This window comes from Bradyrhizobium sp. SZCCHNRI1009 (genome assembly GCF_032487575.1).
Classification (GTDB): domain Bacteria; phylum Pseudomonadota; class Alphaproteobacteria; order Rhizobiales; family Xanthobacteraceae; genus Bradyrhizobium.
The window spans coordinates 149,508-164,884 of the sequence record NZ_JAUEUL010000010.1; the positions used below are offsets into that span (position 1 = coordinate 149,508).

Below are 15,377 nucleotides of genomic sequence, written 5' to 3' on the forward strand. Positions count from 1 at the left end.
GCCATCCTTCCAGTCCAGGCGGTCGGCGCAGCACGCCGAGCGCGCCTGCCAGACTACAAGCCGCAATCCGCGATCAGCCTCGCCTGGGTCGTCATGGTCCGCTCCAGGATCGCCGGTGCACCGTCGGCCCCGGGCGCGGTCGAAAGTGCCTCGCTGAGCCCGCGCGCGGCGCGTTCGCCGAGCGGCATCCACTTCGCGACCCACTCCCGCAGCAGAACCGCGTGCTCCGGGACCTTGCCGGTGGCGTAGCGCACCAGGGCCTTGGTGGTCTCGACCGCATAGGCTTCATCGTAGTTGCGGAAGTCGTCGTGCAGCAGCGCCAGCAGGTCGTCGTCGTTCGTGCGCGCCAGATCGGCGATCTCGCGATTGAAGACGTGATCGAAGATCGGCCGCAGCACCAGATTGCGGGACACGAACGCCTCGCCCCAATCGTAGGCGATCAGCTGCTTCTCGATCAGCTCGCGCAGGCCCTGCCATTGCGGCGCCTGCGTCCAGACGGTACGGGCAATTCCGCTGTCGGCGAGCTCCTCGCGTCCGGTGTCGAGCGCGAGCGCCTTGGCCAGATAGGCCTGGCGCTGCACCCGGCGCATCTCATTGCCCATCTGGAAGTAGAAAGTGTTGGTCACGAACGCCGACGGCGCCATCTGCGCGACATAGGCCGCGCTCATCTGCATCGCGTGTCCCGGGAAGCGCACCGGCAGATAGGCCTGGCCGAGGAAGTCGAGCCACGGCGCAGACAGCTTGCGATAGCTGTCCTGGCGCTCGAACTCGTCGATCAGGTTGTCGCAATACACCTCGCGGTCCTTCTGATCGCCGACGTAGCGGCGATAGGTGTAGGTGAGGGGATCGCGATAGCCCTCCCAGTCGTCCAGCGCGAATTTCGAGCCTTCGCGATTGGTGAGGTAGAACTGGTTGATCGACCAGTTCTCGGACAGCTCGAATGGCGCCGGCGCGCGGCGAAAGTGGCTGTGGAACTTGTAGGTGACGGCCTCGTATTCCGACGGCAGCCGGCGCTCGGTCCACAGGCTCCAAGTTTTCTTCTGCTTGCGCGCAGCCGGCTTCGCGGTCATTGCGGTCATGACGTGTCCTCCCGGGATTTGTTATGTGTGGATGGTCCAGACCCACTCGTCGTCCATCGATTCGAGTCGTCCGCCGAACGACACCAGGCTCGGCTCGATCTCGGCGAGCCGGAACGGCCGCCCCAGCGCCGCCTGCATGCTCTTCTGCGTCAGGCGGAAGTTGCGGTCGGCCTGGACGCGGACGTAGCCGCCGCGGTCCTCGATGACGATCTCGACGTCCGGATTGTCCTGCTCGCTCGCCGCGATCACGGCGTCGATGATGTCCTCGTCGACGCCCCTGATGACGGGGCCGACCAGTTTCGGAGCTGCTGTCGTGGTCATGGGCTTGTCCTATGCGTCCTGCTCGGTCTTGTGACGGAGGCGGCGCAGCCGGCCGTCATTCGGCACGCCAACCAGAATGGCTTCACCGTCTTTCTTCACGGCGTAGCGAAAGAGGCGGCAGTCGCGCGGGTTGAGGCCGCGGCCGTCATCCATGCTGAATTCCCATTCATGGGCCGAACATGTGATGGTGCCGGATTCGAAATCGACCTTGCCGTCCGCCAGCAGGATCTCCTGGTGCGGGCACATGCCCTGGAAGCAGCGCAAGTCGCCGCCGGGCAGATGCATCACGATCACTTCCTCGCCGTCGACCTCGACGCCGATGAAATCGCCTTCCCAAAGATCGTCCAGCGTTGCGACCTGCGTCCATGTCACGTCGGCATCGTCAGACATAGGCCACCTCGATCCAATCCATCGGCGCGATGCCGGATTGCGCCACCGTCATCGCCGACGGCAGCTCGCGACCGTTGTAGTAGACGCATTTTGGTGCCTTCTGCTCGGCGACGCGAAGTCCGACCGCGTGCTGTGCGACCTTGTCTGCCACGATGCTCATGTCGTCGCCGTCGTCGACAGGGATCAGCAGGACGACGAAGTCGCCGCGGAAATTGGCTTGGAGCGGAAACAGGGCCATGTGTGCCTCCCGGATTGTTGTTATGTCGGTGGTCTTTTCGATTGGAGACGTCGCTCGCGAGCGGCGCCCCTTTCCGTGCTGGCCGTCCGTCGCGGCCGGGTCACTCCGCCGCGAGCCGCGACGCGCCATCCCAGGCATAGGCTTGGGCATCGTTGCCGGCGACATCGGGGGTGATGCCCATATATTGCAGGGCGCCTTCCAGGGTCGGTGGCTGGATATGGCCGGCCAGGAAGCGGTCAACGACGGAGAGATGGGTGTCGTAACGTTCGGGCTGGCTCTTCCACACCCATTCGCAGACTTCGCAGCAGAAGTTCAGCTTGCGTCCATTATGCGTGGTGATCCGCGGCGCCTGGCCGATGCTCGGGCTGCAGATCGGGATGTGGCAGCAGTTGCAGACGATCGGCAGCGTCGCCGGATAGGTCTTCTCGATCCGGCCGGTGCGGACATTGTCGCCGATTACATCCCACAGCTTGCCGAATCGATCGTTCCAGCCGGGATACTTCTGCTCGAGCCAGTCGCGCTCGGCGGCGGACACGCCGGCGTCGGGATTCCACCACACCGTCGGCCGCCAGAACCAGACGCCCATGTGATAGGCGTGATGGACCCAGTCCAGCTCCGGCAGGAAGTGCTCTTCCCAGTACCATGGCACGTTCATGCCGAGGTCTTTGAACTGGTCCATGAACTGCCGGCAGATCCAGTCCTGCATGAACTCCTTGAACGACATCGTCCGGCTTTCCAGCGGCGTGTAGTAATCCATGGAGATGCCGGTCAGCAGCGCGAACAGCTTCCACGACCGCCAGAACATCTGGTCGACCATTTTCTGCGCCTCGGCCTTCTTGCCGTTCTGGATCATGATCTTCAGCGTCGGCTCACCCTGCTGCGAATGCCGCGCCTCGTCGGTCTGGATCGAGGAGATCAGCGCACCGAACTCGATGTCGCCGACATGCAGCGCGTCGGAGGCCATGCCGAGGAACTGCAGATTGGTGAAGCCGGTCTCGAACGTAAATGTGAGCTGGATGGCCGTCGACACCGCATCATTGGCGGTGAACATGTCATCGAACAGGCTGCGCGCCGCGATCACGCCCCATTCGTTGGTGTGCATCGCCTTGTGAGCCCAGTCGAATTGCGGGTCCTTTCCGAGCAGGCAATAGGGGAAGTAGATCTGCGCCTGGCCGTGGCGGCATTCGTCGAGCGTCCCGAACGCGGCCATGTTGCGCCAGGCTGCGGCGCGGCCGAACCGTGCCATGCGCGCCTCGCCGATCGAGGCGAAATATTCCGGAACCGGGATCGCGCCGTAATGCGCCTTGATCGCCGACTTCCAGCCGGCGTCGAGATTGTCGTACAGATTGGAGCGCGCGATCGTCGAGCGGATCGAGTAGATGCCGTCGTCCTTGCCGGCCTGGTTGTGGACGTATTCGCGATAGGTCAGCTTGTACGGCTCGTCCCAGACCCACCATTCCTCGCCGTGGATGCCGAAGCTCTTGGATAGCTCCTCTGGAAAGACCTCGTCCTCGCTGACGTAGGAGAAAGCCCAGTTCATGTCGCGGGCCGTGTCGTAATAGTCCCGCCGCTGCAGCTTCGGCATGCGTTGCTCCTCCCGAGCTATGTGATCGCGTTCGTTGCTCTTCGTTGCGGTCCGCTGCCGCCCTTGATGGGCGAACGTTGTGCGGCGCGTGGCGATGGCGTACGAGTCAGGCGGTTGGACCTGATAGATCGTCGCGCGATGTTGTACGATCCAGTGTAGGACGCATTCTTTGGTTTTTCTTTAGGTCGCGGATGCGCACGAACATCGAGCGCATTCGGGCGCGATCGGGAGCGCAGGCGACCGCATTCCTGCTGCTACGCAGGTGACGAGATGATGCAATGCGAAGGGAAGGCGGCGGCGAGGATCGGCGCGGCCGTATCGACCAAGCGGGCCGATCTGTTCAAGCGAGCAGCTCGATGCCCGTCATTGTCCCGCTGCCGATGATGCGTGCGGCGGGATCAAAGACCGGTGCAACTCTCCGGCCGTTCAACGGCCGAGGCCGACGACTTGAAGCACCAGACCGTCGAGCTTATCGGTGATCGAAATCTGGCACGCCAGGCGGCTCTCCGGGCGCACGTCGGCGGCCTCGAATTCGAGCAGGTCGGCCTCGATGTCACCGGCGGGGCCGACACGGTCGAGCCAGGCCTTGTCGACGTGACAATGGCAGGTGGCACAGATGCAGGAGCCGCCGCATTCGCCGATGATGCCGTCGACGCCGTTGCGTTTCGCCGCCTGCATGGCGCTTTCGGTGAGCTCTGCATCGACTGTCCGTACGGTGCCGTCGGGCTCGATGAAGGTGATCCTGGGCATGAATCTTCGGGTCCCTAGATGAACTGCCGGCCGCCGTCGACGATCAGGGTCTGGCCGGTGATGAAGGCCGCGGCGTGTGACGCGAAGAACAGTGCACCGCCGACCATGTCGTCGACATCGGCCGCGCGCTTCAGGGCGCCGCGGGACACGCCATATTCGGCGGCGTTCTCGATCAGGCCGAGGCTGGCCTCGGTGAGCGTGAAGCCCGGCGCGATGACGTTGACAGTGATCTTGTCGTCGCCGAGCTCGCGCGCCAGCGCACGGGTCATCGCGATGACGGCGCCTTTCGATGAGACGTAGTGAAGCCACATCGGTGATCCGCTCATGACGGTCGCCGACGACACGTTGACGATCGCGCCGCCGCCGGCGCGCCGCATGAGCGGCGCGGCCGCCTTGCTCATCATCCACACGCCCTTGATGTTGACGCGCATGACCTGGTCCCACTCGGCTTCGGGGATCGCCTCGAAGCCGCGACGCGCGAGCCCGGCATAGATCGCGGCATTGTTGACCAGCACGTCGAGGCCGCCCATGCGCGCAAGCGCGAATTGCGCCAGCGCCGCGGTGGACGTCTCGTTGGCAACGTCGACCTCGGCGGCGTGCGCCTTGTGGCCGCGGTCGCGGATCAGCCGCGCGGTGTCCTCGGCGCCGCCGAGACGGATGTCGGCGGCCACGACCTCGGCGCCGGCCGCAGCGAAGGCGAGCGCGAAGCCGCGGCCCAGCCCACCGGCGGCGCCGGTGACGACCACACGTTTCCCATGCAGCTGGAACGCACTCATGCTGAAGCCTCGATGTGCAGCAGATCCGTCATGAAGGCAGACGCTGTGCCCTCGGCGATCAGTGCCTGGGCCATGGTGGTGCCGGCCTCGGTCAGCATCGACGGCAGCACGAAGCTTTCCAGCATCGCGAGCGTCTCCTTCGGCGGCGTATCGAACCAGCCGCCGATCGTCGCGACCCCATGGCCGGTGAAGCGCCACAGCTTGTCGGCGTCCTTCATCAGCGCATCCTCGTGCGAGATCGCCTTCTTGCGGGTGTCGTGGCCGTCGATGATCGCCAGGATGGTCTCCACCTGCAGCCCTGGAATCGCCAGCCGTGCGAACGATTCGGCCGCGATCTTCACGCCCTCGATCTCGTGGGCGCGCTGCAGCTCGGGATATCTGGGATTGGGACCGACGGCGGCGGCGAGCTGCTCGGGCGGGAATTTCTTCCAGCCGACGTCGTGCATGAGGATCGCCGGCAGCACCACGGAGGCGTCCGCTTCGGGATGGATCCGCAACAGCGCCTGACCGAGACGATAGGAGATCAGCGTATGCTCGTCGTTGGAGCGCACGTCCAGCCACGGCCGCGCCGCAAGCCAGACCGGCAAGTCCTGGTCGCGCAGAAAATGCATCACCGCAGCTCCGCGTCGTAGGTGAGATAGATGGTCTTGTATTCGAGATAGTCCTCGATGCCGTAGCGGCCCTTCTCGCGGCCGATCCCGCTCTGCTTCATGCCGCCGAACGGCGCGCGCTGATTCGAGCGCTGGATGTCGTTGACCCACACGGAGCCGGCTTCGAGGCGCTCGGCCAGGGTCAGTCCTGTTGCCAGGTTGCGCGAGAACACGAAGGCGGCCAGTCCATAGACTGTCGCATTTGCGAGCCGCAGCGCCTCGCTGCGTTCGTCGAATGGGGCGACACCAAGCACGGGACCGAACGTTTCCTCGGTCATGACGAGCGCGGAGGGGGGCGCATCGGCGATCACGGTCGGCGGCAGGAACCAGCCCTTGTCGTAGAGTCCGCCCGTCAACCGGGCACCGCCGGTCAGCACGGTTGCGCCATTGACACGGGCATCGGCGATCTGCCGCTCGCTGTTGCGGTAGATCTTCTCGTTGACAACAGGTCCGAGTGCGCAATTCGAGGTCAGCCCGTTACCGACGTCGAGCTGCGCGACCTTGTCGGCGAGCGCAGCGAGAAAGGCCGCGTAGATGGGGCGCTCGACATAGACGCGATTGACGCGGTAGCAGAACTGGCCGGAATTGGCGAACGCGTGACGGGCGATCGCAGCGGCCGCTGCGCCGATATCGGCGTCGGCGCAGACGATGGCCGGGCACTGGCCGCCGAGCTCGAGCGTGATCCGCTTCATCGTTCCTGCGGCTGCAGCGGCAATCGCCTTGCCAGCTCGGGTGCCGCCGGTGAACGCAATCTTGCGCGGTGTCGGATGCGCGATCATCTGCATGCCGAGGTCGGGGCCGCGGCCGGTGACGACATTGAAGCAGCCCTCGGCAAAGCCGGCGGCATGGAAGATCTCGGCGAGCCGCAGTGTCGACAGCGGCGTGTCCTCGGCAGGCTTGGCGACGACGGTGCAGCCGGCCATCAGTGCGGCGCCGAGCTTGAAGCAGAGCAGCGTCACCGGATAGTTGAAGGGCGTGATCGCGACGACGACGCCGACCGGCTCGCGGGTGATGACGATCTTTTCGCCGGCCACACCCGTCAGCGGCATCTCGGCGTGCAGGCGCAGGCCTTCCTCGGCGTAGACGTCGAGCAGTTCGGCCGAGCGCTGAATTTCGCTGATGGCTCCCGCCAGCGGACGGCCAAGCTCCCTGGTCAGCAGGCGGCCGACCTCACCGGCACTCTCGCGCATCAGCCGCGCCGCGTTCTTCTGCAGGCGGGCGCGCTCTGCCACGGGCGTCGTTTTCCACGATTGGAATGCGATCTCGGCTGCGTGGATCGCGGCATCGACATCCGCGGGCCCGGCCTCCGGAACGCTGTCGATCGTCTCGCCCGTTGCCGGATCGACGACGTCGAAGGTCGCGCCGCCTTGGGCTGCAACCCAGCGGCCGCCGATGAACATGTCCATGTCCGCGTCCCTCGCTCAGATCAGGTCGAGCATCAGCGCGGCCCGGGTCTCGCCCAACGCCGCCTCGGCCATCAGCCGTCCGGCTTCGGTCTCGAGCACGCCGAGCTGGGTCGTCAGGCGCGACGCATATTGACGTGGCGTCATCTTGAACCAGTCGCAGGCCACCGCGACGCCGGTGGTCGTGTAGCGCCACAGCTTGTCGGCGTCGCGCACGATCCGGTCGTTCAGCGAGCGCGGGTAGGGGCGGGTGTCGTGGCCGTCGATGATCTCGCCGACCGCGACGATGATGTCCTCCGGCCAATCGGCCTGTTCGAGGACTTCGCGCGACATGCGGACGCCTTCGCTTTCGTGGAGAAAGCGCACATCGGACTGCATCATGTTGGGGCCGAAGCCCTTCTCGATGATGTCCTTCATGTCGATCGCGTACCAGCCGATGTCGTGCAGGATGATTGCGAGCGAAACGATGTCCTCGTCCGCGTCCGGATAGTGCACGAGCAGCTTGCGCGCGTAGGCATAGGACAGGGGAATGTGGACGTCGTTCTTGCGCGCGCGCATGTACGGCTCGCTGATGCGCCAGACCTCGTCATAGCGGTTGCCGACATCGGACCTATCGAGCATTGCAATGTTCCATATGCGGAGAGAGGCCGGCGCTGCCGGCCTCTCTCGATTGGGTCAGGACAGGATGGTCACTTCGCCGGTCGAGCCGTTGACGCGCAGCATCTGTCCGTTCTTGATCGAGGAGCTGGCGCGTCCCGTGCCGGTGACGGCGGGCAGGCCGTATTCGCGGCACACGATCGCGGCGTGGGACATCATGCCGCCGATGTCGGTGACGATCGCGTTGATCTTGCCGAAGATCGGCGCCCAGCTCGGCGCGGTGACCGGCGCGACCAGGATCTCGCCCTGCTGGATCTGGCCGAGCTCGTCAGCGGAGCGCACCACGCGGGCGCGGCCCTCGACGAGGCCGGGGGAGGCGGCCATGCCGGACAGCTTGGTGGTGTTGGCAGCGCCATCGAGCCATCGGCCGATGCTCTCCGTGGTGATGCCCCACAGCATGATCGTGAACGGCTCGGTGATGACGTCGGGCGGATTGTTGAGCGCGGGCTGCGGCGGTGTCGTCGCGAGCGCAGCCAGGATCTTCTTCCGCCGCTCGATCTCCGGCGGCCAATAGGTCGGACCGATCGCCGGTGCGCCGACGGCCCAGCCATTGCCGTAGTCGAACAGCGCGTCGCGGACCTCCTGACGATTCAGATAGAATAGGTCGTCGGCGTCCTTCCAGAAGCCGGCATCGCGGAAGATGGCGCCGAGCTCGCGCATCTTGCGCCAGAATACGCTCATCGACCAATGCTCGATGTAGAAATTGTGGTTCTCGACATAGGGAAACACGGTCCGGGCCAGGCCCAGCTTGCCCTCGAAGGCGGCGCGTGCATCGGCGTCCAGCATCTCGGCATATTCGGACGTGATGCGGTCGCGCTCCTTAGCGATGGCCTCCGTCGGCCGGTCGATCTCCTCGCCCTGCTGCACGCGGACGACGTAATCCCTGACATAGCCGAGCGGGATGTCGAGATGCTCGATCCAGTACTTGTCGGTTGAGTAGAAGCCGTTGCCGGAGGTGAAGTTGAACCAGGGATCCTGCGCCTCGCTCCAGGCCTTCAGCCATTCGCCGCCGTTCGGCGCACGGCCGACCGCGGCCAGCGCCTCGTCGACCGATCCGCTCTTCAGGGCATCGGCGACACCGAGCGTCACGGCGTGCTTGGCGAGCTTCTTCAACTCGTCGTCCGGACGAAACAGGTCGACTTCCACGCCCTGCACCATCTTGGCGATCGCCTGGTCGGGAATGGTGGGGAATTGCCCCTTCATGAAGCTGAAGAAGTCGAGATAGGCCGCGTAGCCGAGATTCAGGAACTCGAAATGATACTGCCAGGTCTTGTAGAGAAGCTGGATCGCCCGGTCATAGGTCTCCATCAGCGCGTAGGTGTTGTCGAGGCCGACTCCCGCCGTGATCCACTCCAGCGGCACGGCTTCGGGCAGCGGCTCGAAGTTGAGCGCCTCGAGATCGGCGATGTTGGCTCGGACCTTCTTGTCCCAGTTCGCCAGCAGGCGATCCCAGTTCTGGAAGTAGTAGCCGGCGCGCTCCATGAAATGCGGCACGCGGCCTGCGATCAGCTCGGGCGCCACCGCCACCGGGCTCATGTAGCAATAGCCATTGTGGATGCGGTATTCGACGCCGTTTGCCGGCGGGATCAGATAGTGCCGCGTATTGTACTGGCCGAGGCACTTGACCGCGAATTCGACCGTGACGGCGTCGAACGGCTTGAACGGGCTCGGCCAGTGCTGCGAGTCGCAGAACCAGAACTTGCCGTCCTCCTTGTCGCGCAGGCTGTTCTGGAACTGGAGATAATAGGGGTAGAGCTTCTCCCAGCCCTCGGCGCCGACCGGCGTCTTCAGGTCATAGGGACTTGGGAATTTCGCATGCGCCGTCATTGTCGTTTCCCCTCGGTTATCTGTTGTTTGTTGTCGTGATGCTCACCGCTTGGCCTGGACCGGGGCCAGCAGCGTTCCAAGTACACCCGCAATCCCGGTCTCGTAGATCGCGGTCGACTGCTTCTTCCTCTGGCTCCAGACGGTCTCCGGCCGGCTCTGCAGCGCGACGAGGTTCTCGTCCTCAGGGAGATCGGCATCGATCGCCCATTCGACGTCCTGCGGACAGCCCATGCTGCGCTCGAGCGACTTGGCGAGCCTGGCGACGGCGAGCACCTGGGTATTGGACAGGGAAGGCAGGGTGCGACGTTCCGGCGCGATCACGCGCTCGACGGTCCGGCGCTCGGCATGATCGGCGACGAGCTCGAAATCCTTTTCGGCGATGCGCTGCTTGATGACCTGCAGAAGCACCTTCTCGACGACGAAATTGTCGGGCGTGATTTCGCCGGAGACCACGGGCTCGCCGAGCCCGAAGGCGGAATCGATCACGATCTTGGTACGGTCGCCGTTGATCGGATCCAGCGTCATCGCCACGCCCGCGGCGGCGGCGTTGACCATCTTCTGGACGCCGACCGACATCAGCACGTCGATCTGGCCGAGCCCGTTCTCGGCACGGTAGGAGATCGCGCGCGCGTTGAAGAGACTGGCCCAGCACGCCTTGACCTTCTCGACCACGGCGTCCTCGCCGACCACCCAGAGATAGGTATCCTGCTGGCCGGCGAAGCTGGCGTCGGGCAGGTCCTCGGCGGTCGCCGACGAGCGAACCGCCACCGGCAACTGACCGTCGGGCGACATCCGGCGATACGCCTCGCGGATCGCCTGCTCGACCGCGCCCGGCATCGGCTGCGCCATGATTGCGTCGCGGATCTCGTGCGACAACTTCTCTTCGTCATCGACATCGTCGAGCACGATCCGCGACAGGCGCTCGCTGATCGTCGCCTCGAGTCCGTTGCTTCGAAGATGAAGGGCGTAGGCGTCGGTCGCGACCGCAAATCCCGCGGGAACGCGCACGCCCTGGGCGATCATGCGCGCCAGGCTCGCGCATTTGCCACCGATGCGCGGGAAGTCGTCCTCGCGTGCGGCTTCGAACGGCACGATGAAGGATGCGGCTGCGTTGGCGCCCATGCGTCTGTTCCCCACCTTATGGCCCGGATCGGCTCCGGACTTGTTGTTGCTTGTGAAACGCGGCCAAGTGACGATCGTCGCGTCAGGTCACGTCCCATTCGATCCGAAGCGCCGTCGGCACGCGGAACGAGATGTTGTGAACGAAGTCGATGGTCTGGTCGGCAGCGAGCCGGAGACCAGGAAGCCTGCGGGTGAGCTCGCCGAGCGCGATCGCGAACTCGATGCGGGCCAGCTGCTGGCCGACGCAGGTGTGAATGCCGTAGCCGAAGGCCAGATGGCTTCTCGCGTCGGTGCGCCGGACGTCGAAACGGGTCGGCGCGGAGAACACCGCCTCGTCGCGATTGGCGGAGCCGATGAGCAGGAGGATATTGGAATCCTTCGGCACCGGCACGCCGCCGATCTGGGTGTCATTCAGGGCGCGCCGGCGCCAGGCCACGATGGACGGGCTGAAGCGCAAGCATTCCTCGACCGCCTTCGGAATGAGCTGCGGCTCGGCGATGATGGCTTCCCAGTTGTCGCGCCGCTGCAGCAGCTCGCGCATGCCGTTGGCCATCAGGGTCGTCGTGGTCTCGTGGCCGGCGAACAGTACGCTGTAGAGAACGCCGGCGATCTCCTCGTCGCTGATCTCGGCGCCGTCCTTCTGCTGTCGGACCAGATCGCCCGGCAGATCGTCGGTCGGATCGTCGTGGCGCTGACGCACCAGCGCGCGGCAGTAGGTCCAGTATTCGACCATGTTGCGCGCATGCACGATCTGCTCGTCGTCGCTGAGGTCGCCCCACGTCAGCAGCGCGCGGCTCACCGCCCAGGACTTCACGCGCGGCACGTCCATATTGGGAATGCCGACCAGCTTGAACAGCACCAGCGCCGGCACATCATAGGCGAACTCGCGGAAGAAGTCGGCATGTCCGCGATCGGCGAAGGCATCGATCGCCTGGTTGACGATCGCCTTGATCTCCGGCTCGATCGCCCTGAACCGGCGCGGCCCGAAGCAGCCCTGGACCAGCTTGCGGATGCGGGTGTGATCGGGCGGTACCCGCGCCGACAGGCCGGAATAGGCGGTGAAGCCGCCCTCGCGCATGATGCGCTTGCCTTCCTCGCACATCGGGCGAAGCGGGGCCTGGGCGTTCTCCGAGGAGAATGTGCGCCAGTCGTCGAACACAGCCTTGATGTCGGCGTGGCGCGCCACCACGAAATATTTCAGCTCGTCGGAGAAGAAGACAGGCGCCTCGGCGCGGGCCCATTCATAGAACGGGAACGGATCGCGCATCTCGAAGGGATCGAAGTCTTTGGCGGCGTCGCTGTAGGGACACCGCGCCAGCTGAGCTGCCGAACCTGGCATGTCGTCCTCCCATTCGCCGCCCTTGGTGGCGACGTTGTCATGGGCTCACTCTAAGCGGCGGCCTTTGGGTTTTCTTTAGCCCTTAACTCTATGACAATTTGAGACAAATCGTCAATTATGCGGGCGGCGGCAGCCCCATGGCGCATGGCCTGGCCGGCAAAGGTCGCGTTGCCGAGCCGGTCGCGAACGAGCGGCCTTACGCCGTGAGCTTGCGGTGCAGCTCCTGAAGCGAGGTGCTCTTCGGCCGGTTGTCGAAATGCTTGAGCGAGTCGAGGTACAGCTTGAACTGGCGGTCGATCGCCTCGCGTCGTCCTTGCGCCTTGAACACCTGCATTGCCTCGGCATGCGCCATCTCGCACAAGGGATCGATCGCCAGCGCCTTCTGGCAATGCGCGAGCGCGGCCGAGTGGTCGTTGCGTTCGAGATAGATCCGAGCCGCGTCGCGTTGCACCTTGAAGAACATGTCGCGCAGCCAATAGCGCTTGCTCCAGCACCAGTCGCGCTCGCCATCGTCGGCGTACTCGACCGGAATGTCCTCGAACAGGTCGCCGGTGTACAGACGGTCCGCCGCCTGCAGACAGATCAGCGCCTCGTCGCTGGCGCCCGCCTTGATGTGACCCTGGGACTGACGGCAGAGCTGCTCGAAGGTCGAGATGTCGAGCCAGCTGCGCTCCGGGGGCACCAGCACGTAGCGCGATCCCTCGCGTCGGACATAGTTGCGCGTCTCGTCGCGTCCGTTGGGCTGGCCGAGCGCCAGCCGCAGATAGCGCACGGTGTGATAGAGGCGGTTACGCGCGGCCTCAATGTCCTCGGCGTTGGGCCAGAGCAGATCCGCAAGCTCGTCGGTGGCTGCGCCATGGCCGCCCTTCTGCAGCAGATAGGCGAACAGGGTCTTGGTCTTGCGGGTCGCTCCGCCGGGCGGGTCCCAGTTCACCTGGCTGCCGTCGTTGCGATAGATCCGCAACCGTCCGAAGCAGCGGATCTTCCAGCGGTCGCGGCTGTCGAGATGAACTGTACTGGGCTCTTCTGCCGATCGCCGCAACAGCCACATGGGGTCGGCGCCTTCGGCTGCGTGCAGCGCGGCCGCCGATGTCCCGATCCGCAACTCCGGCGCGATCGCGCCGAGCCAGAAATCGACCTGCTCACGCAACGCGCCGCGCGTCTGCAGCCGCGACGGCAGCCAATGCGGATTGTCCACCAGTCCGGCGCTGGTGAGGATCTGCGGATGGCCGCGCAGCGCGACGAGCAACTGCTCGTCGATCAGCACCCGGCGGTTATAGAGAGAGGCGATCGAGACCTCGGACTGCTGGGTGAGCGTTTCAGCAAGTGCGGGCCAACCCTCGAAATTGGCCGTCGCCGAGTTGGTCTCGAGGCCCCAGCTCATGTCGACGACGAGCAGGGCGGGGCCGTGTCTGCGGGTCGGCGCCACCCACCTCTCGATTCGGCCTGCGACATCTCGAAACGAGATCGGCACCCGCAGCAACGCCATCTCGACAAAGCTCTTGCCCTCGACGAATCCGCTCTTGTTGATGCGCTTTGCGAGCTTCTCGACCCGCGCGACCGCGTTGACGTCCGCCGCGATCACGAAGATCCGGCACGGCTGTGCGACAGTCTGGTAAAGCTTGAAGAAGTCCGCAAAAAGAAGCTTTTGCTGCGTCGCGAATAGGGCGAGGTTGACAGAACTGTTCTTGGTCATGGGTCCTCACCCGCGACAACCCCATTGCCGTCAGCAGACTGGAGGTAGTCTAAGAGCGGCCGCCGGAAGGTTGCAAGGCCCTGTTTCGCGAGCATTCCAGCAAGCTGGCGAGATCCAAAGGCCGTGAAATGCGGCAGCGAAATGAATAGCCTTCAGCGACGATGCATGTTCGGGTTCGAGGGAGGGGATGCGGATCGAGCAAGCCAGCGGAGCTGATTGTCTCAACGCGAGGCTCCTCTAGACCGGCAGGCGCTCGTGGATTGCCGCTCCATGACCTCTCGGATGAAGGGGGACGCCGCTAGAACTGTCGGGCTGGCAGCGAGTTGATGATTGATGTTCGATGGAGGCCAGCCGCGGGATAGGCTTTATCCCTCAGCTTGTCATATGAGAAGTCTGGCTCCGTTGTCTGCAGCTTGCGAACCATCTCGAAAGAAAGCTCACGGTGCCCATTATGGGCATAGAGAGCTGACAAATATCGCAAGGGTGGAGCAAAGGTCGGAGCAAGAGCATGGCTGGCTTCTGCAAGATGGACGGCCTTGTCCAGTTCTCCCGCCATGGTCCCCGCAATGCAGCTCAGGGCATCGAGCTGAAAACGGAAAGGCGCCGCACCAGCGATCGTACGGGCAAGCAATGTGTGCTGAAAGCCGTCCTCTGGTTTGCCGAGGTAGCTCTTTGCGATTCCCAGACAGGCCCAGGCGATCGGGTTGGCGTGGTTCAGTTCGCGCAGCCACCCACGTTCCATCTGCCACCTTCATTCGATGGGACCGAGGGGGCGAACGAAGACCGTGAGTGGTGCGCTCAGTGTTATCGCAGCCGAGTCTGCAGAGCGCAGCATTGAGCGTATTGTCGCCAATCCGGCGACGATAGGCGAAGCGCCAAAGTCGCGGTGGCGAGCATGAAAAACCCGCCTTCATCTCAGCGTTTGTAATCCTTGTCTGCCGGCTTCAGGTGCCGGAGATACGGGGCGGACTCGGCCAGTTCGATTCCACCCACGACTCGCGATACCATGACCTCCGCGAACTTCCATCAAGAATACCGGCAGAGGGGGCGGACGCCAGCGATGGGCAAATGCGGCTTGTCTTTGATGTTGAGGGGTAAACGGCCGACGGCGGATGCGGGCGAACGGTCCAAATGGTGCCCTGGCCGGAATCGAACAAGTTTGTAAGTATTTGATATCTTGTCACATCCCTTTTGGTCGGTGGAATCTACTCACAGATCTATTCGCACTCTTGATGACCCGCAAAGACGCACTATGCGGCGCTATCGACTCCGGTCCATGCGCGAGAACGGCATTTTAGGATGCCCGGCGTCCCGGTCCCCTAATAGGGATTTATCTTCACGGGCGTGACTCGCTTTATTGTTTCAGTTCGGCGGACGACTACACGCTTCGTCGCCGGGCGGGTCCCCTCGGTGAGTTCGGGGGTGGCCGGTTTAACTGCCGGTTCCATTATAAGGAGGTGCTGCTGCCGCGATATACTCTCGGATTTACCAGACGAGGGCTTCGCCGTAGGCTTTTTGACCGGGACGGTAATGATCTCCTCTCG

At 64.3% G+C, this 15,377-nt stretch carries 15 protein-coding genes; all 15 read right to left on the reverse strand.

The window, feature by feature from the left end:
- Window positions 1–53 precede the first annotated feature (53 nt).
- The 15 genes from QX010_RS19040 to QX010_RS19110 all read right to left on the reverse strand — a co-directional run bounded on the left by QX010_RS19040 (window position 54) and on the right by QX010_RS19110 (window position 14,575).
- Window positions 54–1,079: an aromatic/alkene monooxygenase hydroxylase subunit beta gene (locus QX010_RS19040; RefSeq protein WP_316181162.1), complete on the reverse strand. Its 1,026-nt coding sequence runs from the start codon at window positions 1,077–1,079 to the stop codon at window positions 54–56.
- A gap of 21 nt (window positions 1,080–1,100) precedes the next feature.
- Complete coding sequence (locus QX010_RS19045; RefSeq protein ID WP_315716254.1) at window positions 1,101–1,400, reverse strand: MmoB/DmpM family protein; 300 nt, start codon at window positions 1,398–1,400, stop codon at window positions 1,101–1,103.
- Window positions 1,401–1,409: 9 nt separating this feature from the next.
- Window positions 1,410–1,790, reverse strand: coding sequence for a Rieske 2Fe-2S domain-containing protein (locus QX010_RS19050; RefSeq protein ID WP_316181163.1), 381 nt, complete (start codon window positions 1,788–1,790; stop codon window positions 1,410–1,412).
- Window positions 1,783–2,028: a toluene-4-monooxygenase system B family protein gene (locus QX010_RS19055; protein WP_316181165.1), complete on the reverse strand. Its 246-nt coding sequence runs from the start codon at window positions 2,026–2,028 to the stop codon at window positions 1,783–1,785. The genes QX010_RS19050 and QX010_RS19055 overlap by 8 nt, the downstream gene beginning before the upstream one ends.
- Before the next feature lie 100 nt (window positions 2,029–2,128).
- The gene (locus QX010_RS19060) at window positions 2,129–3,613 is read right to left on the reverse strand and encodes an aromatic/alkene/methane monooxygenase hydroxylase/oxygenase subunit alpha (RefSeq protein WP_316181166.1); all 1,485 of its coding nucleotides are present in this window, start codon (window positions 3,611–3,613) and stop codon (window positions 2,129–2,131) included.
- Window positions 3,614–4,039: 426 nt separating this feature from the next.
- Window positions 4,040–4,363, reverse strand: a complete 324-nt coding sequence (locus tag QX010_RS19065) for a 2Fe-2S iron-sulfur cluster-binding protein (RefSeq protein ID WP_315804573.1) — start codon at window positions 4,361–4,363, stop codon at window positions 4,040–4,042.
- Window positions 4,364–4,377: 14 nt separating this feature from the next.
- Complete coding sequence (locus QX010_RS19070) at window positions 4,378–5,139, reverse strand: SDR family NAD(P)-dependent oxidoreductase (RefSeq protein WP_315804572.1); 762 nt, start codon at window positions 5,137–5,139, stop codon at window positions 4,378–4,380.
- Window positions 5,136–5,750 carry an HD domain-containing protein gene (locus QX010_RS19075; protein WP_316181168.1) on the reverse strand — a complete coding sequence of 205 codons (615 nt, stop codon included), beginning with the start codon at window positions 5,748–5,750 and terminating at the stop codon, window positions 5,136–5,138. Before QX010_RS19075 ends, QX010_RS19070 begins: the two co-directional genes overlap by 4 nt.
- A complete protein-coding gene (locus QX010_RS19080; protein WP_316181169.1) occupies window positions 5,750–7,195 on the reverse strand; it encodes an aldehyde dehydrogenase family protein in 1,446 nt (481 codons plus the stop codon). The genes QX010_RS19075 and QX010_RS19080 overlap by 1 nt, the downstream gene beginning before the upstream one ends.
- A gap of 15 nt (window positions 7,196–7,210) precedes the next feature.
- Window positions 7,211–7,813 (reverse strand): HD domain-containing protein, encoded by a 603-nt coding sequence (locus tag QX010_RS19085; protein ID WP_316181170.1) that lies wholly within the window; start codon window positions 7,811–7,813, stop codon window positions 7,211–7,213.
- Between the two features lie 54 nt (window positions 7,814–7,867).
- Entirely contained in the window at window positions 7,868–9,676 is a 1,809-nt protein-coding gene (locus tag QX010_RS19090) for a PEP-utilizing enzyme (protein ID WP_316181172.1), read from the reverse strand.
- Window positions 9,677–9,718: 42 nt separating this feature from the next.
- Window positions 9,719–10,798 carry a PEP/pyruvate-binding domain-containing protein gene (locus QX010_RS19095; RefSeq protein WP_316181174.1) on the reverse strand — a complete coding sequence of 360 codons (1,080 nt, stop codon included), beginning with the start codon at window positions 10,796–10,798 and terminating at the stop codon, window positions 9,719–9,721.
- Window positions 10,799–10,880: 82 nt separating this feature from the next.
- On the reverse strand, window positions 10,881–12,137 hold the full coding sequence (locus tag QX010_RS19100) for a cytochrome P450 (protein WP_316181176.1): 1,257 nt from the start codon (window positions 12,135–12,137) through the stop codon (window positions 10,881–10,883).
- Between the two features lie 196 nt (window positions 12,138–12,333).
- Window positions 12,334–13,833: a bacterial transcriptional activator domain-containing protein gene (locus tag QX010_RS19105; RefSeq protein WP_316181179.1), complete on the reverse strand. Its 1,500-nt coding sequence runs from the start codon at window positions 13,831–13,833 to the stop codon at window positions 12,334–12,336.
- A gap of 298 nt (window positions 13,834–14,131) precedes the next feature.
- Window positions 14,132–14,575: a hypothetical protein gene (locus QX010_RS19110; protein ID WP_315804564.1), complete on the reverse strand. Its 444-nt coding sequence runs from the start codon at window positions 14,573–14,575 to the stop codon at window positions 14,132–14,134.
- Window positions 14,576–15,377 lie beyond the last annotated feature (802 nt).

What these genes read in the sequence shown, in the direction of transcription:
- QX010_RS19085 (WP_316181170.1), bottom strand. Translation starts at nt 7,813, where the DNA reads ATGCTCGATAGGTCCGATGTCGGCAACCGCTATGACGAGGTCTGGCGC.
- QX010_RS19065 (WP_315804573.1), bottom strand. Translation starts at nt 4,363, where the DNA reads ATGCCCAGGATCACCTTCATCGAGCCCGACGGCACCGTACGGACAGTC.
- QX010_RS19055 (WP_316181165.1), bottom strand. Translation starts at nt 2,028, where the DNA reads ATGGCCCTGTTTCCGCTCCAAGCCAATTTCCGCGGCGACTTCGTCGTC.
- QX010_RS19075 (WP_316181168.1), bottom strand. Translation starts at nt 5,750, where the DNA reads ATGCATTTTCTGCGCGACCAGGACTTGCCGGTCTGGCTTGCGGCGCGG.
- QX010_RS19050 (WP_316181163.1), bottom strand. Translation starts at nt 1,790, where the DNA reads ATGTCTGACGATGCCGACGTGACATGGACGCAGGTCGCAACGCTGGAC.
- QX010_RS19110 (WP_315804564.1), bottom strand. Translation starts at nt 14,575, where the DNA reads ATGGAACGTGGGTGGCTGCGCGAACTGAACCACGCCAACCCGATCGCC.
- QX010_RS19040 (WP_316181162.1), bottom strand. Translation starts at nt 1,079, where the DNA reads ATGACCGCAATGACCGCGAAGCCGGCTGCGCGCAAGCAGAAGAAAACT.
- QX010_RS19090 (WP_316181172.1), bottom strand. Translation starts at nt 9,676, where the DNA reads ATGACGGCGCATGCGAAATTCCCAAGTCCCTATGACCTGAAGACGCCG.
- QX010_RS19095 (WP_316181174.1), bottom strand. Translation starts at nt 10,798, where the DNA reads ATGGGCGCCAACGCAGCCGCATCCTTCATCGTGCCGTTCGAAGCCGCA.
- QX010_RS19045 (WP_315716254.1), bottom strand. Translation starts at nt 1,400, where the DNA reads ATGACCACGACAGCAGCTCCGAAACTGGTCGGCCCCGTCATCAGGGGC.
- QX010_RS19070 (WP_315804572.1), bottom strand. Translation starts at nt 5,139, where the DNA reads ATGAGTGCGTTCCAGCTGCATGGGAAACGTGTGGTCGTCACCGGCGCC.
- QX010_RS19100 (WP_316181176.1), bottom strand. Translation starts at nt 12,137, where the DNA reads ATGCCAGGTTCGGCAGCTCAGCTGGCGCGGTGTCCCTACAGCGACGCC.
- QX010_RS19105 (WP_316181179.1), bottom strand. Translation starts at nt 13,833, where the DNA reads ATGACCAAGAACAGTTCTGTCAACCTCGCCCTATTCGCGACGCAGCAA.
- QX010_RS19080 (WP_316181169.1), bottom strand. Translation starts at nt 7,195, where the DNA reads ATGGACATGTTCATCGGCGGCCGCTGGGTTGCAGCCCAAGGCGGCGCG.
- QX010_RS19060 (WP_316181166.1), bottom strand. Translation starts at nt 3,613, where the DNA reads ATGCCGAAGCTGCAGCGGCGGGACTATTACGACACGGCCCGCGACATG.